Source organism: Cyclobacterium salsum (genome assembly GCF_010119245.1).
In the GTDB taxonomy this organism is placed as follows: Bacteria; Bacteroidota; Bacteroidia; order Cytophagales; family Cyclobacteriaceae; genus Cyclobacterium; species Cyclobacterium salsum.
In genome coordinates this window covers 313,820-336,670 of sequence record NZ_WNKG01000001.1, presented here as the reverse complement: position 1 = coordinate 336,670, position 22,851 = coordinate 313,820, and the positions used below count along the sequence as shown (strand labels likewise).

Below are 22,851 nucleotides of genomic sequence, written 5' to 3'. Positions count from 1 at the left end.
ATCAACGTCTGGAACTTGAAAAAAACTAACTTTCGTACGTAACTAAATGAAATTGTTAAAGAAAATCCTATTCCGATCGAGAAATGTCACTGATCTGTAAATTCATTACTCTTACCTGTCTGGGGTTGCCGTGCTGCTTTCTTGTTCAGGCACAAGAGGACCAATTGCTAAAAGGAAGGGCTTTGTCCGAAAGCTACTGCGCTAGCTGTCATGCTTATCCCTCGCCTTCCCTTTTACCCAAATCGATATGGAAAAACCAGGTTTTGCCACAAATGGCTGCCATGATGGGAGATCAGACGGCTCAGGATAGCATGGGAGTTTGGGAAAATAAAACAGAAGAAGAGATTACCATTCAGAAAAAGCTCGGCGTATATCCTTCATCACCGCAACTTAGCAGCGATGACTTCCAGGCGATACTTGATTTTTATGTTGCCGAATCCCCCAAAACCTTACCGCCTCAAAACCTCAAAGAAACACCGGTACTGCTCCAACAGGTTACTGCAAAAAAGCTTTTTATAGAAGGCATTAAAAGTCCTAAAACCAGCCTGGTGGCTGTCAATGAAGAAAGAAGAGAGCTTTTCATTTCAGATGCTACTTCCAAACAGCTATATGTAAAGGATCAAAATGATGAACTCTTTACGCTTCCTTCGATCACAAGTCCCGCTGTGCATTACATCAGAAAAGCCCCAAACGTATTTCATTTCATTACCGTGGGATCCATAGCCCCAAGTGACCTTTCACAAGGTGCAGTATATGAGATGGATTTAGCTGCCAACACCTGGAATAAAGTAGTGGACCAACTAGGTCGGCCAGTTTATGGTAGTTGGGAAGACCTGGAAATGGATGGGAAACCCGATTTTCTGATTTGTAATTATGGCCATAATGGGGGAAACCTTTCCATCTATAGCGATGGGGATTTTACATCAAAACCGGTTCAACTAGGAGGTGCCGGTGCCAGGAAAATTGAAGTTGGTGACCTTAACCGGGATGGAAAACCCGATATCGTAGCTCTCTTTTGCCAGGGCAACGAACGGATATCCGTTTTTTATAATAAAGGCAACGGGCAATTCGAGCGTGAAAAAATATTGCTTCAGTTTCCGCCAGTGATGGGGTCCAGCTATTTTGAACTGCGAGACCTGAATGCCGACGGGCAATTGGATCTGCTAGTCAGTAATGGGGACAATTGGGATTATTCTTCTGTACCCAAACCCTATCATGGCTTCCGTATCTATGAAAACAAGGGTAATGGAGTATTTGAGGAAGCCTGGTTATATCCACAGTATGGTGCCGCAAAAGCGATGGCCGTTGATTTTGATCAAGATGGGGATTTAGACTTTGCGACGATCGCTTTTTATGATGAACTTCAACATCCCGAACAGCAGTTCCTGCTTTTTGAAAATATGGGGAACATGAATTTTAAGCCCCGATTCATTCCGGAAGCGGCCTTGGGAAAATGGTTGACCATGGATGTGGGAGATATAGACGGAGATGGAGACAAGGACATCGTATTGGGTGCCTATGCCCACAATGTTATGGAATATTCGAAACTTCTTCTTCGGGGAATTGAAGAAGTCCCGAACGTTTTGATCATAGAAAACACGAAATCTCAATGAGCGTAATTCCAAGGCTTTTCTCATGAGGAGGAAAGCTTTGATTTTCTTTCTGAGATTTGCAATTCTTTGTGTGTCTGGAAAAATTCATTAAATTCATATTTAATATTGGTGTTAGCAGCATGAACTACTGGAAAGGTTTGAACAGAAAATGTCCTCTTTGCTATGAAATTTGGTCTTAATTCATCCACCCTTCAAAAACTTCAATCGGTTTTCGAAAAGTACCGGGAAATAGAAGAGGTGCTGATCTATGGCTCAAGGGCGAAGGGAAATTACCGCGAGGGTTCTGATATTGATATTACATTAAAGGGTGAAAGATTGACCCATAACCACCTTACGTCTATCAAGCAGGACATGGATGAGCTGAATACCCCATACCTTTTTGATATTTCCATTTATCACTTGCTCAAGTCCCATTCATTGGTTGAACACATTGATCGGGTAGGGCGGGTTTTTTATCAGCACAAAGAAAAAGTCTGAAAGGGACTACCCATGCTTTTATCAATACGAAAAGCTTGTTTTTTTGTAGTTTTAAACAAAAGTAGGATTGGCTCCCGAATCAAAACCCACCCGATTTTTAATTGACATAATGATCGTAAAATACCGGATAAATTTCGATGTTTTCATTTGCGGGACAAAAGAAATATCTGCACCGATGATGGGTTTTTCTATGTCGACGGAATCTTCCAGCAGCCTTTTATTGGGATGGAGGTAAATGGAGGCCCTATCTTCACCATTCATTTTGTTTGACGCAAGTGGTGACATGATGGAATTATCTCTTCCGGATCTTTCTTTTTCGGGGATGACTGAGAAAGAAGTAAGGGCAAGCCCTATCAAGAGAGCAATACAGAATAAAGGTAGTTTGATCGGGTTCATAGCTAAATTGTTTGTAATCGAGTGTATTGAAAAAGCCATATCAGCGCATGTTCTTTTTTTGAACCGTCCATTCTTTGGATTGTGCGAGTCCGCTGGGATCTCCTGAAAACAACTTTCCTGCTTGTAGATTTCTTTTTAACTGCCATTTGTACCAGGCTGTCGCTACCCTGGCAAACTCCCCTCCATGCGGCTGGGCGTAGGTACCGCCATGACCCACATCCATATTGCCTACAAATACAGGAACATGGTCAATTCGGTTGAAGTCATCCATGCCGTTGTTATAGGCGATGTCTTTTTCACCACCCAACAAGTACAAAGTAGGGGAGTGCAATTGCTTTAGCTGTGCTTTGTCGAGGCTGGGCATGCCGGGCATCCCGTTCCCTGGGTTCGGGAGAATACCACTATTGCATACCACCACGGTGGTGATCCTTGGATCCGGTGCCACTTCCAAGGTTTGCAAGCCCCCGCAGGACATACCGCTCACCGCAATTTTTGAAGTATCCACTTTCTTATAGAGTGGACTATCCTCATTTTCATTACTGGCAATGGCCCAATCGATAGCAGCTATCATTTGAGCGGAAGTTGACTTGCCGGTCCCTTTCTCGCCTTCCTTGGGCATGGGTCCCAACGCTATGACCAAAAAACCATGGGAAGCGACTTCACTTAAAAAATTCACGTGTTCCCAGGGGGAGTTGGCGCAGGCTCCATTTCCCCAGGCGATGATGGGCAATTTCTCCTTATCGCCAAATTCACTCAGGTCCTGAGGTCTAAATACGGTGTGAGTGAGTAATGAAGGGTCTTTTTCCATGATGGCGCTGAACGGTCCAGTACCACCATCTTCTACGACCCTAAATGCGCTTTCCTGTGCCAAAGAAGGGATGGAGAAGGCATATCCAAGCAGGATGGAAACCAACAAGGCCCGATTTTGTGATTTAATGATCGTAATCTTCCTTAAGAGAGAAATTGTTGTTTTGGTCATGGGTTGTGTTGTTTTCAAAGAGGATGCCTGTTTACTTCGGCCAGGATCCGCTAATTTAACTAAATCTTTCAAATGTTTATGATGTCTTTGGTTGGTAATTACAACCAATTTCTGGATCTCAATTACCTATGAATGTATTCAGTTTTTTTTACGGTATCTTTATTGCAATAGACTGTACCCATGAAAGGACTGATAAAGATGGTATTTTAAAAATAGTCTAAATTTTCCATAGAGGATCACTTCACCCTTACCTTAAAATAACTACTTATTTTGCTTTTCTGAAGATCCATCTTGATGGCATTTAAAGAGGATTAAAATAATTTTGGCAAATAATTACTAAATTACTTTTGTAAAGTATTTGATAAAAGCTGGTTAATCAAATTCAATGTTGCCTTCCACTTTCGGGTCAAAGCGCATCAGGAAAGAGATAGCCCAAAATTTCTATCGAGAAAGCGCGCCAGTCACTCGCTATCTATTCCTATCTGCCGCTTTCTGTATTTCGAATTGGCTTTAGAGTTGGCTTCAATTTTAATTTTTGGCAGTTCTTTTTGATGGGTAAGCCCCCAGGTTTTATTTACTTTTTGTAGGATGATAGGAAAGTGCGCATCCCTGCGAACAAAATCAAGGAGGTCGGGGTATAAATGATGGATGGACAACATTTCCCAATAGTCCCAAAATTCAATTTTGAGGAATTTTTCAAGCGCCAGGTCCTTCTCCCCATGAGCCGCTTGGATAAGTCCTATTGCAAATTGATCATTTTTGATTCCTTCTGAAAGCCATTCAGCTTCTTGAAGTTCCCCGGATCTGATGCAGCTTAGAATTCTGGTTGTAAGCGGTCCATTGCCTGCCCAGGGCACCACTAGCTCTTTCAAGACCTTATTTACTTCCTTATCCCGGCCCAGGTGATAAAGTGCTAATCCTTCCTGGAATTGCGCGGATTTAAAGTCGGGCTGGATCTGCTGTAACCGTTCAGCTTCATGTAAAGATTTAGTATATTCCCCATTAATGAGCCTTGACAACGATAAATTGCTGATGGCCTCCTGTGACAGTGGGTTTACTTTTACCGCCTCCAATGCATTTTCCAGGGCTTCTACTGGGTTTCCTGTCAGTGAGTAAATCCAACTTAACCAGGCATGCGCCTCTGCATGACCCGGTTGTAATTCTATGGCCTTCTTTAGATTGTAAACAGCAGGTTTTGCATTTCTTTTGGTGGAATAGAATAGCCCGAGGGACGCATAGGCTTCTGACATCCCCGGATCCAGTTTCAGCGCCTGTTGAGCTGCTTGTTGGGCTTCTGAAAGTATATTTTTTCCATCTTTTTCATGCCCATAGTCATGAAGGAGGGTGAGGGCATCTGCCAGTCCCATCCAGGCCTGGGCATATTTGGGATCATAAGAAATAGCCTGTCTGAAATAATCTTCGGCCATTCTCATTGCTTTTTCGGTCCGCTGGTCCAGCTTCCACCGGCCATAGGCCTGAAGACGGAAAGCTTCCAGGTCTTCCGTAGGAATTTGTTTTATGGCTTTCTTTTCTTTGCTGCTCAGGCGCATTTCCAGGGCGGTAATGATATTATGGGTAATTTCTGATTGAATTTTAAAGACCTCTCCGGCAGACAATTCCCTTTGATAGATTTCTGCCCATACCTGCCTGTCATTTAATGCATTGACAAGCCTTACACTTACTTTGACCTGTTTTCCGATTTCCTGTACCTCTCCGGTAAGCACCCAGTCCACCTGCAGTTCGCGGGCGATTTCAGGAAGCAATTTAGATGTATTACCTAAATTTAGTACCGAGGTTCTTGAAATGACGAAAAGGTCGGATACCTGCGAAAGCCTGGTCAGGATATCACAATGGATAGCAGCGGTAAATGAGGAAGCTTTGTCAATTCCAATACTCTCAAAGGGCAATACCGCAATACTTGGCTGGGGGGATGATTCCTTTAGAAGATTTTCGGCAGAGGAAATTATGGGTGGGGTTGGTTTCCGCTCCTTGATCGATTGACAAAGGGATTTCAGTTCCTGCCCCGGCTCCTCCCCGAATTCCCGTTTTATATGATCGGTAAAGGCGGTATATGTTTCAAGAGCCGACTCCGGGTCTCCCACCTCATTCAATAATTTGATAAGCTGAAGGTGTACCTTTTCTGAAAAAGGATCCAGTCCTGAGGCCTTCCTGGCCCAGGAAACTGCTTCGGTATAATTTCTTTTACCAAAAGCTCTTTCTGCGAGCAAACGGCCTCCCTCCAGCGCAAGGTTATGAAATCTTTTTCTTTCCTGTTCCAGCCAGTGATCAAACTCTGAAGAAGCTTCCTGCACGTGAAATCCCTTGAGAAAATCACTTCGATACAAGTTAAAAGCGGTTTCGTAGTCTTTCTCTCTCACGGCTTTTTCAAATGCCACTGCATCGCACCAGAAAACCTCAGGATTGATCGCAATCTCCTCAGAGCCGCGGTTTTCAACTACCTTCGTTCCCAAGGTCTTCCTGATATGATAGAGCATATTGCTAAGGGAATTCCGGGCACTTTTCTGATCCTGATCGGGCCAGAATACCGGCAGGAGACTATCCCTGCGGTGGAAGCCATGGGGTTTGTGAAGGAGCAAATACACGAGAAGTGCAAGGCGTTTGGGACCGGCAAGAAAGGAGTGCTCCAGTTCTCCCCGGCTATTGCGCATTTCAGCAGGTCCAAAAATCTTTAACTCCGTCATAAAAATTTGTTTGAAAACCTCTTAGACAATAATCTAAGACTTAAAACGGACAAAACAAAGATACACCGATAGATTTACTAAAAATTAGATGATCAGCAAAATTGCTTTATCCGTGAAAAGGAAGGCAAAATCAACAAACCTTTAAAATTATAAAGATGAATACACAAAAAAGAAAATTTCGAATCCTGATCTTCCTTTGGATACCATTATTGCTTACTGGATGCTTGATTTCCTGTAATAGGGGAGAAAAGTCTGTCCTATCACAACAGGTGAATATAGAAGAAAAAGTAGTAGTGAAAAATGTCACATTACCTGTCTTTGGAAATCTTGTAGAAGTAAGAACCACCGGAATGAATTTTATCTTACCGGAAGAAATTCCCTCCGGCTGGACGACTTTCCGGTACAGTAATGAATCTCTGCTGACCCATTTTATGTTGGTGGATAAACTGCCTGTGGCGGACGGAAAACAGATCACTTATGCTGATTTTGGTAATATACCACCAATATTTCGGGATGCGATGGACCTTATTAATAAAGGAAAGGAAGCCGAAGGCTTTGCCGAATTTTCCAGGCTTCCATCCTGGTTTCCTGAAATTATTTTTACGGGTGGGGTAGGCCTGGTTTCTCCCGGGGAAACGGCTCAAACCACCATCTATTTGGATCCGGGGACTTATGTAGTAGAATGTTATGTGAAAACCGAAGGAATTTTTCATACCATGACCGAGCAGGTAATAGTGAAAGAAAGTTCTTTAAAACAAACTGCACCAACCGCTACTATGAACCTATCAATTTCCCGGGTAGGGGGCATAGAAATACTAACAGAGGCAGAGGCTGGCCTTCAAACGATAGCGGTACATTTTGAAGATCAGGAGCCACACGAGCATTTTCTCGGTCATGATGTCCATTTAGTAAAACTGGGGAAGGATACCAATCTGGACAAACTCAACTCCTGGATGACATGGACCACTCCTGAGGGATTGAATACACCGGCACCGGTGAAGTTTTTAGGAGGGGCACAGGATATGCCATCCGGAAAAACTGGATATATAACCGTCGATTTAAAGCCTGGAGATTATGCCTGGATTGCCGAGGTTCCTGATCCTGAATCAAAGAATATGCTGAAGCAATTCACTGTTTCCGGAAGGTAGAGATTCAAAAAAATGAAAAAGTAATTGATGAACAAAGGATAAAATTTCGCTACTGGCACTAAATTTCCCCCCATACATCCTCACTGCTGCCTGAAATTTTGGTTGATAAAAGTGAGGTCAGAAACGGAAAGCTGACCATGGTTCACAAGCACCAAAATAATCAATGGGAGTTTGTTTGTTCCTATAATTTTTATCCGGAAACGGTAAAATAGTTGAGTAGCTACTATAAAAATAAATAAACCATTCAGTCATATGAAAGTCTCGTCTAACTTTAATAAGAATACCCGAATTACCGTAATTGTAGGGCCCCTCATTGCCATCACTATACTATTGTTGCCCCTGGCGATTTCACCACCTGTCGCTGCCCAAAGTGGGATTCATTACGGGCTGAACAATGCCGATATTAGGTACCTGTCCTCCCATGCCGGGGAGACGCTATCCCCTAGACGTCAAGGCAAAAAGATCACCGGCCACACCTTCAAACCGGTCGCTTCCTATTCGGACTCATCTGACCACCGTTCTTCCTTTGTAACGGTGGGAGGACTGCGGGTGCACTACCTGGACTGGGGAGGACGTGGACCTGCGATGTTTTTCGTGCCTGGTGCAGGCAACACTGCGCACGTGTTCGACGACTTCGCTCCTCGCTTTGTTGACGATTACCGGGTTGTCGCCATCACACGCGTTGGCTTTGGTGAGTCGGAGATGCCTTCCGGTATGGGCTACTCGCTGGCCGAACGCGTGGCACATATTCGGGCCCTCCTCAATTCACTCGATCTGACGGAGGTGGTGCTGGTCGGCCATTCTCTCGGTGGGGATGAGATCACTGAATTTGCCGTGAAACACCCGGACAGGGTGAACGCCGTCATCTATCTCGATGCTGCCTACGACCATATCCTTACCGGGCAATGGCAAAGTACCCTTGCCACCTCATTCGATGCCAGACCGCCAGCCCCCACTGCCGGGGATAATGAAAGTGTACAAGCATTCCAGAGATATTTGGCAAGCGTGCATGGCGTTACGCTGCCCGTGGGTGAGGTGCTTGCGTCGTTTCGTTTCGACTCTGCCGGCGTCTTTAAGGAACGACGCTCACCACCCCGGGTGATGCAGGAAATTATGGCGGCAACGGAACCTCCGAACTTCGCCGGTGTTCGCGCTCCCGTGTTGGCCATCTACTCGGACTTCCAGATACCACAGGATTTTGCGCCATGGCTTCCGGATGCGTCCTCTGCTTTGTCGGAGGAACTCCTGCGTCAGGTAGCCACGGAGCGGGAGCGTGTCGAGGCATTAATTCCGAAACTTACCGTAGTGTTGCGACGCAACCATCACTATCAATTTCTCACAGAGCCCGACTGGACGGAGTCCACCATCCGCTCTTTTCTGGAAGAGTAAGGTGCTTTAATGCTTTAGTGCCGTAAATGTATCTAGTCCGGAAGTACATATAATATTTATTTCATATTTATATAATTTTACATTTTATTTACTATATTAATAATTAAATATAAAAATTTTGGTATTATAAAACCGAATTTTGAAGAACAGGAGCAAAGTTCATTGAGAATGCTATGCAACGAGGTGCCATTCTTGAGGCGGAGGGTGAGTATTGGTCACGTATCGAGAAGGAATATTCCGGGGAGGGCCCCAAATAGCTTCCGGTTTTGGAATTGCGATTCGTTGTGTTTTTGAAGATGAGTTCTGAAAATCAGGTTGAGGTAGACCGGCCAAAACCTTTGGGTTAATTTTTAAAATTATAATTGATTTATAATCTAAGGCAAAACTATTTTTCAAGAACACTAACCCAGCTGAACCTGCTTTTGGCGATTTATTATCATTGACCCGGTTTAATGGAATTTAGAAATTCCTGAGACTTAAAATTTCTTATTATTAAAATCTAAAATGATGGAAAACAAAGCTGTATTTAAAGAGTTTGCAACGGAATTTAGGGGAGAAATGATACTCCCGGAGGATGATCAATACGATGCGGCAAGACAATTGTGGAATGGTTTGTATGATCGATACCCGGCTGGGGTTGCTCGCTGCGAAAGCCCCCAGGAGGTAATCGCTGCGGTGAATTTTGCTAGAGAAAATGATGTAATGGTCGCTGTTAAAGGCGGCGGTCATGACTATGCAGGGAATTCAGTATGTAATGATGGCCTGGTAATCGATCTATCACCGATGCACAAAGTGGAGGTGGATGAGCATCAAAAGACGGCACGTGTAGAGGGAGGTGCTACGGTTGGGCAATTTGATGCAAAAGCCCAGAAATATGGACTGGCTACCACCACCGGGACCGCGTCCAACATTGGAATAGGTGGCCTGGCGTTAGGTGGAGGATCGGGATACCTTTCACGAAGGTTTGGAATGACCATTGATAATGTACTTTCCGTGGATATTGTCACTGCCGAGGGCAATTTGGTAAAGGCAAATGAAAGTGAAAATGAAGACCTTTTTTGGGCTGTTCGTGGAGGAGGCGGAAATTTTGGCATTGTTACCGCTTTCAAATTTAAGTTGCATGAGGTTGGGCCAGAAGTACTATCCTTTCAGGCCTATTTTCCTTATGAAGACAGCGGACTGGTGCTTCAATTTTACCGGGAATTTATGAGAAAAGCACCGGATGAACTCTCTTGTTATGCTTTTTTTCTGAAAGTTCCCCCCGTTGAGCCTTTCCCTCCGGAATATCACGGGAAAACAACCTGTGCTTTCATCGCCTGTCATTCCGGAAATCCTGAAAAAGGAAGGGCAGAATTACAATCCTTAAAAACGTTTGGAAATCCATTTCTCAGTTTCATTCAACCGATGGAATATACCGCCATTCAAAAATCATTTGATGCAGGAATGCCAAAAGGACTAAGGTGGTTTACAAGGGCGCACTACCTGGATAAATTAAGTGACACAGCGATTGAAACCTTGATAAAAAATACCGAATTGCTTCCAGGGCCTTTTACTGTCGCTTATCTCGAACCTATGGGTGGGGAAGTAAACCGGGTAGATCTCGCTGCCACTGCATTTCCCCATAGGGATGCTGCCTATTCATTGCATATCTTTCCCGGATGGGATGATCCCTCAAAGGATGGAGAAAACATAAAATGGGCCAAGGAATTTTCCCGAGCCATGCAAATAGAAGCGACCGGTGGCGTGTATGTCAACTTATTAAGCCAGGATGAAAAAGAGCGTGTTAAAGCTGCTTATGGAGAAAATTATGACAGGTTAGCAAGGGTTAAAAGAAAATGGGATCCCGATAATTTCTTCAGCATGAATCACAATATTGTTCCTGAAGGGTAATGATTCCGCTTTTAGTTTCTTTTAGTTGTCCCCTGGTACTGTATAATGCGGTATCCAGGCTTTAGGACTTCTGTTCAAGGAATTTTATTTCAAAGGTAGTCTTTCTCAGTAAACTCATGGTTTCAATTACAGTTGTTTCAAAATTGGATGGTGATATACCTGTTTCCTGGAAATATAAAATTAGATAAGAATGTGGTGAAGTGGTTTTCATCCTATTCAGATACCCCTCTGTCAAAGTCAATACATACTTCAATACAGTGGCAAAAAAAAACCTGGTATAAGTACAGATAAGATCTTATTATAATAGGAGCTGGAGCCATTTTTTTCTTCTCCAACACACACGTTATATAGCGCGGAAAGGCTATTTTTCTGTCTTAGCTCTCACTGATATGCCCTTAAGAGCCTCAGATAGCTCCTTTTTTTTGAACCATATAAGGCGCACGAGAGCATATAAGATATTTTATGTTAATTTCCTGTATAATTCGCAGCATTAAATCGAGGGAAGAGTGATTTTTCATTTCAAGCCCCTCTAATATACCCTTAAGAGCCTCATATAGTTCCTTTTTTTGAATCATATAAGGCATATAAGGTAATATAAGTTTTTTTGAAAATTTTCTATATAATATAGAGCTTTAAAGCGAGGGAAGGGCGATTTTCGATCTCAAAGGCCTCTAAAATGCCTTATATGGTTCCATTTTTCACCCTTACAAAAAGTTTACGGACCTATTGGTATTTATTGAAAAAATATAGTTTAAATTTATTGGTTGACATTTTAAAATAGCCCTCCGCGAACCTCCTTCTCGTGTGTTATTGGGTCCGTATGGTTCGGTCTCTGGCCAGCTCCTTGCCCTTGTTTTCCTAACACCAAGTACTCCGGTAGATATGCCAGCCGACGGCACATGATTTCATTCATTGCATCCGGCGAAACAAGTTGAATGCTGTGCTGCCTGTTATCGAGTCGATAAATCGTGCGTAGAAATTTATCCATTCTGGGTTAAAATGTTTACCTTCAAACTAGTTATGAAAATCCTGAACAAATATAACAGGCAGCCATTGGCCGCCGAAATCCATGTACTGCAGCCGGATCCACCGGGTTTCGACGAACTTGTTCTACTATTTTAGCCGGTTTTTTTCGAGTTCGCTCTCGTCAGCATTGTCGGAACTGGATACCTGATTTCCATTTCCCAGGTCCTGTACGTTGTCGTTTTTGTTATTCAGTTCCACCCGGTTGCTGTCGCCCTCAATAAAAACTGCAAAGGAATCGACCTCCTCAAAGGTGTTGCCCATAATCTCATTCTCGTTACTGCCGGGCGAGATCCAGATGGCGGAGCCGTTGGCTGACTCCCACTCAGGTGGCCAACTGTGCAGATCATTTCCGGGGAATGGATCTCGCGGGCGGATGCCGGCGATGATGTTGCCGACGATGCGGTTCCGTGAAGCCTTCTTCACCATGATCCCAAGTCCCTCTGCGCCGATGATGTGATTGTTCTCGATGATGTTATACTCGATGAGCGCCTCCTGGCCGACGTTGACCGTGTCCTCTCTGTTAGCAGGGATATTCAGCAGGACGATAGGATACCCGACAAGGGTGTGGTCATTTTCATCGCTGAACCTAATGCCAAACCACGGCTCAATGAATCTGACCCTCTCAACCATAATCGTGTTGTCACGGATCACGTTATGCAGGCAGCTCTCTCCCGGTTCGTAGACCCTGATCCCAATCGCTTCCGGATGACCGGTTATTCGATTGCCGGCAATGACGTTGCCAGCGCAGGAAGTTCGGTCCGAACCCTGCCCGAAGGGGCTCACACCGATTGCCCCTCCCGGATGTGTTGAGATCGGTACCCGCTCCGGCTCCCTCACGTAGATTTCATTATCCAGAAAGTGGACCGCGCCTCCATTGATGCCGATGGCGTGGTAGACATCCACGAAACTGTTATCGCGCACCACAACGTCCTCTTCCAGCTCTCCAATAACGCGGAGCCCATTCGGCGAGTATTTGAAAGTGTTGTTCTCGATTAGGTGTCCGCCAGGCTGCTTTCGCTGTCCGGGATTTTTAGTTTCCATTGCTTCCTCATCATCTGGAAAGCAACAGCCGATGAAGAGACCGGGCCAGGCATATTCAAAAGTTAGATTTCGCACGGTTTGCCGGGCCCCTGTGAGCTCGAAACCATGGCAGGCAAAGAGCGCTGAGGGAAACTCAGGAAAGTCGTCTGGTTCACATCCGCGAATCACGGTGCTTCCGGGATGGCCGAGCAGGGTGATCTCATCCGTGGGCACACGGATGATCGGCCCGATCAGATACGTCCCAGCCGAGAACTGTATCGTACCGCTGGGCTCAACCCCCTCCAATGCAGCCAGAATGCTCGCTCGGTCGGTTTCTTTTTCTCCGGTGGGAGGAGCCACGTATATGGTATCAGTTTCGCTCACCCCGGAAGGACGCTCACTTTCGTAATCGGAGGGTGCTGAAATTGACCCGTACAGTACCTGGATATTTATGATAATGAATAAAGCTACACAAAGAATCAAAGTAATTCGGGCAAGTTTGGGGATAAGGTTGAATCGTTTCATAATTTTCAATTTATTGATTGGGCATAATAATCAGCCCTTATTAGCAGGTAACAGGGTTATCCATCATTCTTCACAACACGGCTCAATCCCCAACGCCCGGTAGATCTGTGCTGGCTCAACGGTGTTTCTCATATGTTGCGGCCCCTTCGGTCAATGGCAGCACGTATTCCAACAGGGCGACTAGGAACCGTCAAGGTTCCTCGATGAAGGGGTTATGCGCGCTTCGCTCTTAAGTCACCAGACGTTTATAGGGGGCTTCAACCTAGTCGTGATAAGCCTGGACGTTCTCAATGGGAGGAGTTAAATCGAATCGGCCATGGAAGAACATCACGGGAATCTGGAATTTTTGGCCGAGTTCTCGAAGGTTCTCCCTTCCGGTGGTGACGAACTCGGTGTTTAGCCAAAATAATGCGTCTAGCCATGCAGCCGCTTCTTCGACCGTGTACTCTGGTGCCTGACTGAATACTAGAGTCGGGTTTAGAAGAAAGAATAGTATTCCAATAAAGAATCTGCTAAAATTAATAAGTGGTGTTTTCATGATATTTGATTTTCAGTGTTTTATTCTCAATAAGCCACGGCTCCGCTATTACCGTAATTGTTGGAGGCGGCCGTGTATTCACCAGTTGTACTATCCCGGCTAAGACCCACCCAGGTGCCTCCGCCGTGGGGCCTGACATCCCTGGAAGTAATTTCCAGGTATTTATACCCTGTTCCTTTCAGCAACTCCAGTGGAAAACTTCCTGCAGGCACTCTGATAATAAGCTCCCCGCTTTCCGGTTCCGGCAAGGGGACGAAGAAATCGGGCGCATTGATTGCCTCGTCTACACTCATCCCGAAACGGGTAAAATTGAGAAGTGCCTTGGATTTAATTGTGGAATGGTCAGCGGATCGAGTTCATTCAGCACCGTATTCCAATCAGCATTTATGGTATAGGTTTTTCCTGTAGCGGCCTCAAAATAGACCATCTCCATCACGCCAAAATAACTTGCCGGATAACCCGCCGTCAATGCCACCTGCATAAGAGACCGTCGTTAACGCTGCGTCAATAGCATTACCCCCTTGTTTCAGCGCCTCCAGACCGGCTCTTGCAGCCAGGGGATTATGGGCTACGGTTATCGCCCCGTTTTCTCCGATGGCAACTTCTGCCTCGGTCCTCGCTGAGATCTGTGCCTTCATATATCTGTTGTAATCCTCCATCCACAGCACCGGAGAGAGGTTGGAATTTGTATCATGAGAAGTGCAACCGGATATCAGATAGAATATCAGAAGCAGGTTAAAGAAAATTTTCCATTTGTCTTTCATAATTATTGAAAGTGAAATGCAAATTGTTACCAAAATCGATAGGGTCTTGAATGGGGCTGGTTTTTTGGGAGAAAGTGTCATTTTGTTCATTGTTAGGCGTTTGGTCTTTTTTATACTTTACTCCTGGTTTATCTCATGCGCTACCTTCTTAACCTCATTTCCCATGCCTTGCGATTAGCAGACCATGGACCAGGACGAGGTGAGGCAGGAATTTTATTTTTTTATCATCTGGTAGTTAATTTCTTTTCAAAAATTTTATTCCTAAAATCTGCTCGTTTGAAACTTCAATATGATTTATTCTTCCATTATCTTCCCGTTTGAACTCCAGGCGTGGTGAAGTATTTCCCTTAAAAGCAAAAACATCTTTATTCAGCGGTTCCAGGAATTGATCTTCAATACCCCATCTTTTAAGAACTAATCCATCATCATTCTGAACTATTTTCCAGTTTGCATCAAGCTCTTCGTTAAAGAAAGAGCCGGTAAATTCGGAGAGTTCATTATGGACAGGATTCCAACGAGGGCTGATCCGGTCAAGCTTTAAAGAATCCCCCTTAATTGGTCTAGGATTTGGGGACCAACTTGCTGTCATGGCGTCTCCTTCACCTGATTCTGTAAAAGACAAAACATAATGCGTAATCCCATCGCTGAACTGACGGTTTCCGATATGCGACAACGGATACTGAGTATTTCCTATGGTGGCAATCAATTGTCCATCCTTTTCGTCAAAACTTTGAACCATTATTCCATCCCTGCTTTTATAGATACCTGTAAACACCTCCAGCTCTTTATGGCTTAAAGTCACATTTTCATAATTGAGACCTGTTGCCACCTGTTCCTCATCCATCTCATTACCCAGATAAAGATCTGCTACCTTATAAGCCCGCTCCCAGGGGTTGGCTGATGTTATATTGCATAATATCGCCACAGTAAGATGCTCCTCGGGAAAGCGAAGCAGCATAGAAGTATATCCGGGATCAAATCCACCGTGCCATACGGTCTTCAGACCGCGATAAGAATCTATTAGTAAACCTGAGGCATAAGAAAGTTCCTGCCCTGAATTCAGCCGACCCGGAATTTGCATAAGCGAAATCCCTTCACTACCGCCCACCTGCATATCATAGAAATTTTTATCCCACTTTGCCAGGTCTTCAATCGTGGTATATAAACCAGTGGTACCGACCAAACTGTGTGTTGGAATACTTAGTCGATACTTATTATCTCCGTAAGGTACATAGGCCAATGCCCGGTTTTTGGAGGTGGCATGGGAAAGAAACCTGCTGCTCTCCATACCAAGCGGATCAAATATCTCCTGCTTCGTAAATTCCTTAAACGATTTTCCGCTTACGCGCTCTACAATCATTGCCAATAAGCTGTAACCCGCAGAACTATACATAAAATTTTCGCCTGGATTGAAGTTTAATCTGCTCTGCCATTCCAGCATACTTTTGATCACCTCATCGCTGTCACTTTCCACCTGGCCACGAGCCAACCGCAGGAGCGCTACATTGTCTCTTATCCCACCGGTGTGATGTATGAGGTGGCGTATAGTGACAGGGGCGGCATATTCCGGGAGCTCAGGTAAATACTTACGAATGGGATCGTCAATTGAAAGCTTGCCCTTCTGATCCAGAAGAATGACAGACAAAGCGGTGAACTGTTTGGAAACAGAACCTAAATTTATTTTACTGTTCGGCGACAGGCTTATATTGTGCTCCAGACTGGCCATGCCATATCCCTTTGAGAAAATTATCTCACCCGCCCGAAAAACGCCAACCGAACAACCGGGAGAATCATCGCAGTTAATATCATTAAAAATTGAATCAATACTGCAAACTTCGACTTCTGTTCCTGTTGATTTGTCAAGATGCTGAGGTTGTGCCGTGCCTATAGTGCCGAAAATTAAAACCAATCCGGCTAATAATATTTTTTTCATAATGTGCAGAAGTTTAGCGTACATAAATCATTACTAAATGTTAATTATCTTTATTCCAGTAAGCTTCAAGCTTTTCCAAAAATCTTTTTATATGAGGAATTTGAGGCTGATAAAATTCCTGTTCAAGATCTACTAAAATTGTTTATAGTTGATCACCAAAGACATGCTCCATCGCATGGTCAACCTCCTTTGAAAGGTCTGATTTTCTGAGTTTTTTACCTATGTATTCCATCTTTTCCTTATCAGCAGCCAGTGCTTTAAAATATTCCTGTAAAGCAACATTGCCACAATTATCGTCAGCAGCATACATATCCACTCCTTGAATCCTTCTGAGATGGAAATCTATAGTATCATTTAAAGAAAAACGAATTGCAGGTATATTGATGCGCAGATCTTTATCAAAAAGAAAGTCCGGGCGGTAAGCTGCACGGGATCCCACTATGACTAAAGCTTTTTCCTGAAGATCGCAGGCGCCCTGCCATGCAATTTTAGCAAATTCCCTAACAAGTGGATCAGTAAGGTCCTGAATTACCAATGGATTTTCTTAATAGATTAATCCGATCACACGTTCCGGATGGTGTTATGCATCTTTATTGTCACTGTCTTACCATCTCATGATGTTCCTGAATTTGTTCAGGGCTTAATTCCAAAAATCGAGCTGCATTGTTGTAGAAAACATCCCTTTTCTGTTCTTCCGTAAGCCAATCCATACTGTAGATGATCTCAATATTTTCTTTTACTGTTCCGAAGTAATCAGAGGCAAACATCAACCGATCTCCCAGTCCCTCCACATAAAGTTTCTTTACACTACTCTCCCAAATAATTTTTGGCATAAATAAACTGACCGCTGAAATTTCATAGTGAATCTGGGGATACATGTGCATTAGTTCTATGGCTTCATCAGAATAAGATCCGCCATAGTGCATCAGGTATATCTTAAGCCTGGGATATTTTTCGAGAATGGGTTTTAAAAGCTCCGGGTTGGCGTATTCAGGTGCATAATGCGGTCTTTCCTTCTCATCAACCGATGGTGGACCTGTATCAGAATGAATTCCCACTGGGATAACATATTCCTCTGCTATCTTCCAATAAGGGTCCAGGCGGGGGTCAGAAGGTGGTATTCCGTGATAGTTATACATACTTTCCCCCATGCTTTTAAAGAGGCCCGATTCATAGTATTCCCGAAGTGCTTTTTCAGAACTAAATTCAGTTTCGCATGGCTGATCCTGCTCTACCAAATTACTCCAGGGAAATATAAGTCCGGCCCAGAAAAGGTCTGATTCCGCATATAACTGCGCATATTTTTCATTGCCTCCTCCCAATGCCAGAACGACGTTATTTTGGGCATAATCATCTTTGACCCATTGAAGTTTTGCCAGGTCAATATTGCTGTTCAGCTTATTATACTGTTCATTGTCTACATATCCTTTTGTGATATGAAAATGCATATCGATAATGGGCTGGCCCTCCATAAATTTTGCCAAAACCCCCTGGTCAACCGGTTTTTCGTAGATGAAAAATGCGTAACCTAATCCAATTAGAAGAACAAGAAATCCAATGATTATCAGCGAAATTTTAAAGGCTTTTTTCATTTTTCTCAAGGTTTAGTTTCTCTAAGGTGTACTACCTGTGTATTGATCCACTTTCTTGTTTGATTGAAACACCGTACCACTTAAACCAATAAGCAACAGGGTACCGGAAGTCATTTTGAATAGGTACTATTCCGCTCATCCTTGCGGCCGAAAACAACAGTGCGCCCACAGCGATCGATGCAGCAAACCAAGTCCCAATGGTTTTCAATCCCCTTCAAACTCACCATAATTAATAGCTTCCTGTTGTGCAATAAATTTGAAACTATAATGACCTTTTGGTGCGGTAATTGGCCTTCTACCAATATTCCCAGCTTTTGATTGGACCTCGATGTAGTAATCGATTTCTATATTATTCTTTTGATTGGGTATTTTAGCAAACCAATAGTTCATATTATTATATTTAAGCATATTCTTTTTATTCCAGTCATTACTTCCTTTTACTCTCCAATAAATGTTTACCCCGCTTTCTTCTATTTCAGCATCGCTGTAATCTCTAATGGTGGCATAAACAACAGCTTCTTCATTAATCTGAACGGTTGGCAATATTTTTTTAATAGAAACAAAAATCATTTCTTGATCCCAAATAGCCCGTGTTCTACAGTGTAAAGCATCATCAGGTGCCCAGCCTGATGTTACTCCATCAGGGTAGAGATAAAATGGGTGCTTTGATTTATAGGGTTGGTCATCCATAACAAAATAGAAGCCTTTGACCGTATGACCAGGCATTACAGATTCCCATGTTTTTAATGCTGCTGAGTCTGCACTAACATTGTACAGCGGTACATAGACGGTTTGGTTAAGGATCAGTGAATTGGTGTATGCGGTCAGATAATCATCTATTATACGGGTAAGTTTTATTCTTTTGATATTATAGGGCCGTCCATAAGTTGACCTTAATTTTGTTAGTTCATTATTTACGATATCTTCGTATATGTTGTACAGTTCGTGATCTATTGGCGGCTGAGCTACTAAAAGCGTTTCTTCATCTACTAATTTCAAAAGGCAATCAATATGTTGAATGCCATATTTTTCAAAATTTGAAATTACATGGTAGTTTTCATAGCCCAGGAGAGAATCATTGAGATGAAAGAACTCCTCATCACTTAATCCATTAAACCTGTTTTCAGTTAATAGCATACATGTAGAGAAGGCCGTGCCAATACCATCTGTTAACACATTACCTCCTGTGTTTGTAAAAGGGATGTTCTCCACCTCCATACCAAGTTGTTTGGCCAATGGCAGAATAGCATTATCTGCATAAGTACTGTAGTAATCAAGACCGGTTGAATCCACTTTTTGAAGGTCAAGGGAGTCATTACATATTCTGTCGGTAAATGGAACTGAATTAATAAATTTTGCATCTGCAAGTTTGAAATCTCCATTTTTCATGAATACAGCACTTGGTCCCCAATCCCTCAGCCAAGGAATGTCGCGATCTACTTTCAAATTAATAAAAGATACTTTGGTTGAATCAATTCCCCACATTTTAAACCATCTTCGTGCTTCATCTTCTTCTTCCTTTCCATCCACAATTGGATAAATATGAGTATCACTGGCCAGTTCAATAATAAGTTCTTTTGGAATTATGGGCGGACAGGAGAACATCACTCCTTTTGCAGGCTCCCATTCTGCCGCTACCCGGGGTTTATCAAACTGGTAGAAGTTACTTTGGTGAATGTAATTTTCTGTTTCCTGCATCCTGCAGGATATAAGAAAAACAGTGAATGATAAAAGAATGGTAATTCTCATCTTTGGTTATTCTTTATTTGACTCCGGTTCTTTGGCCGCCTTTTCCACATCAGCCAGTAATTTATCCAGCCCCTGCCGGTCAAAATAGCGCCCGTTTGCTACCACCGCCCGGATTTTATGTGTATTGGAAATGTCTTCCAGTGGGTTGGCATCCCGCCATCAGGATGATTGAAAGGATTAAGTTGAAGACCTGAATCGATTTTTTCAGGGTAACGAATTAAAAATTGAAAATTTTTTTGATTGATGGCGAATCATCTCTAAGTCAGTAACCACGAACCCCATGCTCTTTGAAATATGTCGTTATCGTCTGTCTGATATCGCTTCCTCGGGTAAGGGGAGGGGGGGGTGTGCGTCGCATCGGCTGCATGCGGCGGTAGGTCAGCGAACGCCACAGCCATTCCAGGGGCCCGAATTTAAAGTAATGCAACCATATAGTACTGAAAATCATTTCGAAGATCCAAATTGAAAAGACGACATAGTACAATTCATAGCGTTGCAGGTAACCAAACAAACCAAAACCGAAACCAAGAAATATGATATTACAAAATGCCCAATAAGGCTATTCCTCTTAAAACATCCGTAAAAAGAATCTTATTAAAGCATAAAAATTCATACCTGTCTTAATTCTATAAATTTATATTACTGGTTACTCCTTTTTAAATGGAATATTCTTGATCCGGAATCCCGAGACCAACATGGCATCAATATTTCCTTCATCCGATCGGTTGAATCTTATGTTTTCAAAATACCATTGGCTTCCTGAAAAAAGGTCTTTGTCTTTTGGTGTTAAAATGATTTTTTCATGGTTTTCATTGCTGGCGATAAGTTGGTTTTCGTCCACTGTAATGGTAAACCTGGTGTTTAAATCTTCACTGTAATATTCACCTTCATAAACCTTAAGCTCAGTTTTTTCAGGTTTCCATGATGAAGAAAAGCTTATCCTTCTAAAGGAGGACGGACCATAAAGGTCAAATTCACCTTCAATATTGTTATCCTTTTTTTCCTTTGTAAAATTTATTTTATAATCAGCACACCAGGGAGTGATACCTATAAATTCTAATCCGGATACATGCTTTAGTTTATTGACAGGGCCACTTCCAAACATCTGTGCATAGAGCTCGCCATTTATATAATACACCTGGACCTGAAAATCATCTTCCGTAATATAACTTCCTTCGAAAGAAGAAAAATCTGTATTTATACGATCCTTCTGTCTATGCCCTTCTTTGTTATCCGGCACCCAGTGGTCAAGTATTTTTAATACGGCATCACAAGGTGTGGCCTTATACCAGTTGCTGAGGATAACTATTCCCAGTTCAAGATCCGGCAGGTAGCCTATATAAGTGTGATAAGAGTCATAGTTTCCCCCATGACCAATGAGTGTATTTTCCCTGAAGTTCAACACATCCAGTCCAAAGGCATATTCTTCTATAATATTTTCATTCTGAAGATATCCCAGCTCATACATCTGTTTGATAACATTTTCATTCCCTACTTTAGGATTTTTAAAATTATCAAGCCACTTTGCCAGGTCCTCTACTGTGCTGTAGAAACCTGTAGGACCATATAAGGTAGTTGGTGCTATAATTTTTCTTAATCCGCCATTCGGCAACGGCCAATAGTGATCTGCACGGTTTTTAATAATCTTTTCATGATCGACTCCAACAAAAGTATTATCCATATTTAAAGGATTAAATACCTTCTCCTCCATATAGAGATTCAATGGTTGTTCTGTAATACGCTCAATAACCATAGCCAGCAACACATAGCCGGCATTTGAATAAGCAAACTTTTCACGGGGTGGATTATTTAATAAGCTTAGACTGGTGATAATATCAACCCCCATCTGGTGGGTAAATAAAATTTTATTTTCACCATTTTTGATCTTGAATAGGGAAATGACTCCGGGAAGACCGTTGGTATGATATATAAGGTCTCTGATGGTAATTACTTCATTATATTTAAGTTCCGGGATATATTTTTTCACCGGATCATCAAGAGACAGTTTTCCTTCATTCATCAGTAGGGCCGCGGCAAAGCTGGTAAACTGCTTACTTACTGAGGCCAGGTAAAATACTGTATTGGGCGTATTAGGGATGTCATATTCAAGATTTGCCATTCCGTAGCCTTTTGAAAAAATAAATTTGCCGTTTTTTGTAACTCCCACAACCGCGCCCGGACCATCATCCGGATAGAAGTGCATGATCTGATCGATTCTTCCTTCCATATTTTCAGCGGCAGGCGCTTTTTCAATAGGCTTTAGGAGGAATTGTTGTGCGGTACTACGAAGATTTTTAATTTCAAAGATGTAGTTTCCTGTTGTGGTAGTATTAAAACTGAAATTTTCTGTACCCTCACTTGAACTGTTAAAAACAGCGATAACAGCATCTTCAGGGCTATAGATCGAAATCATAAAGTTTCCTTTATGCTCATCCAACTGCCCAAAGACAAATTCACCGGATGTAAATTTTTCGAAATACCGTTTAGAACCTGACCCAGGTATGGAATCCAATAATGATTCACCGGCGCTTAAATGAATGGGATTTTTCTGATCCTGGGCCTTACCCTGAATAACAATTATAAATAGCAGTATAATTGGCAGCATGATTCTTTTCATTTTTCTATAAGTTTATCTTGCAAATAATTAATTTCTAATCATTAGAAGGAGTTGCCATTTGTAATCTAATTTTATCCGAAAATTTCGTCCACTCCTTTATTAATTCTTTGTACTTTTTTGGCTCCTTTTCTTTTAGATCATTTTGCTCCCTATATCATAAGAAAGATCATTAAGTGCGAAATTCTCCATAGCGAATGGTCTTACATAGTTCGGAGTTTCAATTTCTCCACCATAGCAGCCTCTATCACCAAATCCCAGATTATCAGCAACTATTAGTACAATATTCGGAAGTTGGTCAATTTCTTTATTTCTGTCTGACCTCAGTCAGGGTAAGCAAAATACTGAAGTCCTATCTCCTGTGCAGGCACTGTTAAGGGAAATAATGAGGAGATCATCAAGATGGATAAATGGGCGGAATCCTGACAGTAAAGATACAGATTTTCAGATGTTTGTATTTTTTAGAAGATTCTTTTTCGGACAATTGCAAGATATA

18 protein-coding genes are annotated in these 22,851 nt (G+C 42.7%); 5 read left to right on the top strand and 13 right to left on the bottom strand.

Annotation, left to right across the window (positions count from 1 at the left end; genetic code table 11):
• Positions 1-83 precede the first annotated feature (83 nt).
• Positions 84-1,613 (top strand): FG-GAP repeat domain-containing protein, encoded by a 1,530-nt coding sequence (locus tag GJS45_RS01305; protein WP_162339640.1) that lies wholly within the window; start codon positions 84-86, stop codon positions 1,611-1,613.
• Positions 1,614-1,775: 162 nt separating this feature from the next.
• Positions 1,776-2,090: a nucleotidyltransferase domain-containing protein gene (locus tag GJS45_RS01300; protein ID WP_162339639.1), complete on the top strand. Its 315-nt coding sequence runs from the start codon at positions 1,776-1,778 to the stop codon at positions 2,088-2,090.
• A 51-nt stretch (positions 2,091-2,141) separates the two neighbouring features.
• On the opposite strand, the gene GJS45_RS01295 is transcribed toward GJS45_RS01300, so the two are convergent.
• From GJS45_RS01295 to GJS45_RS01285, 3 genes are all read right to left on the bottom strand, one after another.
• The gene (locus tag GJS45_RS01295; protein ID WP_162339638.1) at positions 2,142-2,486 is read right to left on the bottom strand and encodes a hypothetical protein; all 345 of its coding nucleotides are present in this window, start codon (positions 2,484-2,486) and stop codon (positions 2,142-2,144) included.
• Between the two features lie 40 nt (positions 2,487-2,526).
• A complete protein-coding gene (locus GJS45_RS01290) occupies positions 2,527-3,465 on the bottom strand; it encodes a poly(ethylene terephthalate) hydrolase family protein (protein ID WP_202928013.1) in 939 nt (312 codons plus the stop codon).
• A gap of 461 nt (positions 3,466-3,926) precedes the next feature.
• On the bottom strand, positions 3,927-6,167 hold the full coding sequence (locus tag GJS45_RS01285; RefSeq protein WP_162339637.1) for a BTAD domain-containing putative transcriptional regulator: 2,241 nt from the start codon (positions 6,165-6,167) through the stop codon (positions 3,927-3,929).
• Positions 6,168-6,322: 155 nt separating this feature from the next.
• Here GJS45_RS01285 and GJS45_RS01280 point away from each other — a divergent pair, with 155 nt between their 5' ends.
• The 3 genes from GJS45_RS01280 to GJS45_RS01270 all read left to right on the top strand — a co-directional run bounded on the left by GJS45_RS01280 (position 6,323) and on the right by GJS45_RS01270 (position 10,594).
• Positions 6,323-7,315, top strand: coding sequence for a hypothetical protein (locus GJS45_RS01280; RefSeq protein ID WP_162339636.1), 993 nt, complete (start codon positions 6,323-6,325; stop codon positions 7,313-7,315).
• A gap of 252 nt (positions 7,316-7,567) precedes the next feature.
• On the top strand, positions 7,568-8,704 hold the full coding sequence (locus GJS45_RS01275; protein ID WP_162339635.1) for an alpha/beta fold hydrolase: 1,137 nt from the start codon (positions 7,568-7,570) through the stop codon (positions 8,702-8,704).
• Between the two features lie 504 nt (positions 8,705-9,208).
• The gene (locus GJS45_RS01270) at positions 9,209-10,594 is read left to right on the top strand and encodes an FAD-binding oxidoreductase (RefSeq protein ID WP_162339634.1); all 1,386 of its coding nucleotides are present in this window, start codon (positions 9,209-9,211) and stop codon (positions 10,592-10,594) included.
• A 1,113-nt stretch (positions 10,595-11,707) separates the two neighbouring features.
• Here GJS45_RS01270 and GJS45_RS01265 read toward each other — a convergent pair.
• The 10 genes from GJS45_RS01265 to GJS45_RS01220 form a co-directional block, all read right to left on the bottom strand.
• A complete protein-coding gene (locus GJS45_RS01265; protein ID WP_162339633.1) occupies positions 11,708-13,165 on the bottom strand; it encodes a NosD domain-containing protein in 1,458 nt (485 codons plus the stop codon).
• Positions 13,166-13,427: 262 nt separating this feature from the next.
• Positions 13,428-13,703: a hypothetical protein gene (locus tag GJS45_RS01260; RefSeq protein ID WP_162339632.1), complete on the bottom strand. Its 276-nt coding sequence runs from the start codon at positions 13,701-13,703 to the stop codon at positions 13,428-13,430.
• A 26-nt stretch (positions 13,704-13,729) separates the two neighbouring features.
• Positions 13,730-13,996, bottom strand: coding sequence for a hypothetical protein (locus GJS45_RS01255; RefSeq protein WP_162339631.1), 267 nt, complete (start codon positions 13,994-13,996; stop codon positions 13,730-13,732).
• Positions 13,997-14,116: 120 nt separating this feature from the next.
• Positions 14,117-14,467 carry a hypothetical protein gene (locus tag GJS45_RS01250; RefSeq protein ID WP_162339630.1) on the bottom strand — a complete coding sequence of 117 codons (351 nt, stop codon included), beginning with the start codon at positions 14,465-14,467 and terminating at the stop codon, positions 14,117-14,119.
• Between the two features lie 235 nt (positions 14,468-14,702).
• Positions 14,703-16,400, bottom strand: coding sequence for a serine hydrolase domain-containing protein (locus GJS45_RS01245; protein WP_162339629.1), 1,698 nt, complete (start codon positions 16,398-16,400; stop codon positions 14,703-14,705).
• Positions 16,401-16,542: 142 nt separating this feature from the next.
• Positions 16,543-16,935 (bottom strand): hypothetical protein, encoded by a 393-nt coding sequence (locus tag GJS45_RS01240; protein WP_162339628.1) that lies wholly within the window; start codon positions 16,933-16,935, stop codon positions 16,543-16,545.
• A 61-nt stretch (positions 16,936-16,996) separates the two neighbouring features.
• Positions 16,997-17,992: an amidohydrolase family protein gene (locus GJS45_RS01235; RefSeq protein WP_162339627.1), complete on the bottom strand. Its 996-nt coding sequence runs from the start codon at positions 17,990-17,992 to the stop codon at positions 16,997-16,999.
• A 204-nt stretch (positions 17,993-18,196) separates the two neighbouring features.
• Complete coding sequence (locus GJS45_RS01230) at positions 18,197-19,690, bottom strand: agmatine deiminase family protein (RefSeq protein WP_162339626.1); 1,494 nt, start codon at positions 19,688-19,690, stop codon at positions 18,197-18,199.
• A 313-nt stretch (positions 19,691-20,003) separates the two neighbouring features.
• On the bottom strand, positions 20,004-20,276 hold the full coding sequence (locus GJS45_RS01225) for a DUF418 domain-containing protein (protein ID WP_262887921.1): 273 nt from the start codon (positions 20,274-20,276) through the stop codon (positions 20,004-20,006).
• Positions 20,277-20,387: 111 nt separating this feature from the next.
• Positions 20,388-22,358, bottom strand: coding sequence for a serine hydrolase domain-containing protein (locus GJS45_RS01220; protein ID WP_162339625.1), 1,971 nt, complete (start codon positions 22,356-22,358; stop codon positions 20,388-20,390).
• Between the last annotated feature and the right edge of the window lie 493 nt (positions 22,359-22,851).

Excerpts from the sequence above, each read along its gene's own strand:
- GJS45_RS01245 (WP_162339629.1), bottom strand. The coding sequence starts at position 16,400 with ATGAAAAAAATATTATTAGCCGGATTGGTTTTAATTTTCGGCACTATA.
- GJS45_RS01250 (WP_162339630.1), bottom strand. The coding sequence starts at position 14,467 with ATGAAAGACAAATGGAAAATTTTCTTTAACCTGCTTCTGATATTCTAT.
- GJS45_RS01290 (WP_202928013.1), bottom strand. The coding sequence starts at position 3,465 with ATGACCAAAACAACAATTTCTCTCTTAAGGAAGATTACGATCATTAAA.
- GJS45_RS01300 (WP_162339639.1), top strand. The coding sequence starts at position 1,776 with ATGAAATTTGGTCTTAATTCATCCACCCTTCAAAAACTTCAATCGGTT.
- GJS45_RS01285 (WP_162339637.1), bottom strand. The coding sequence starts at position 6,167 with ATGACGGAGTTAAAGATTTTTGGACCTGCTGAAATGCGCAATAGCCGG.
- GJS45_RS01295 (WP_162339638.1), bottom strand. The coding sequence starts at position 2,486 with ATGAACCCGATCAAACTACCTTTATTCTGTATTGCTCTCTTGATAGGG.
- GJS45_RS01280 (WP_162339636.1), top strand. The coding sequence starts at position 6,323 with ATGAATACACAAAAAAGAAAATTTCGAATCCTGATCTTCCTTTGGATA.
- GJS45_RS01305 (WP_162339640.1), top strand. The coding sequence starts at position 84 with ATGTCACTGATCTGTAAATTCATTACTCTTACCTGTCTGGGGTTGCCG.
- GJS45_RS01265 (WP_162339633.1), bottom strand. The coding sequence starts at position 13,165 with ATGAAACGATTCAACCTTATCCCCAAACTTGCCCGAATTACTTTGATT.
- GJS45_RS01235 (WP_162339627.1), bottom strand. The coding sequence starts at position 17,992 with ATGAAAAAAGCCTTTAAAATTTCGCTGATAATCATTGGATTTCTTGTT.
- GJS45_RS01270 (WP_162339634.1), top strand. The coding sequence starts at position 9,209 with ATGATGGAAAACAAAGCTGTATTTAAAGAGTTTGCAACGGAATTTAGG.
- GJS45_RS01255 (WP_162339631.1), bottom strand. The coding sequence starts at position 13,996 with ATGAGTGTAGACGAGGCAATCAATGCGCCCGATTTCTTCGTCCCCTTG.
- GJS45_RS01260 (WP_162339632.1), bottom strand. The coding sequence starts at position 13,703 with ATGAAAACACCACTTATTAATTTTAGCAGATTCTTTATTGGAATACTA.
- GJS45_RS01230 (WP_162339626.1), bottom strand. The coding sequence starts at position 19,690 with ATGCAGGAAACAGAAAATTACATTCACCAAAGTAACTTCTACCAGTTT.
- GJS45_RS01220 (WP_162339625.1), bottom strand. The coding sequence starts at position 22,358 with ATGAAAAGAATCATGCTGCCAATTATACTGCTATTTATAATTGTTATT.
- GJS45_RS01275 (WP_162339635.1), top strand. The coding sequence starts at position 7,568 with ATGAAAGTCTCGTCTAACTTTAATAAGAATACCCGAATTACCGTAATT.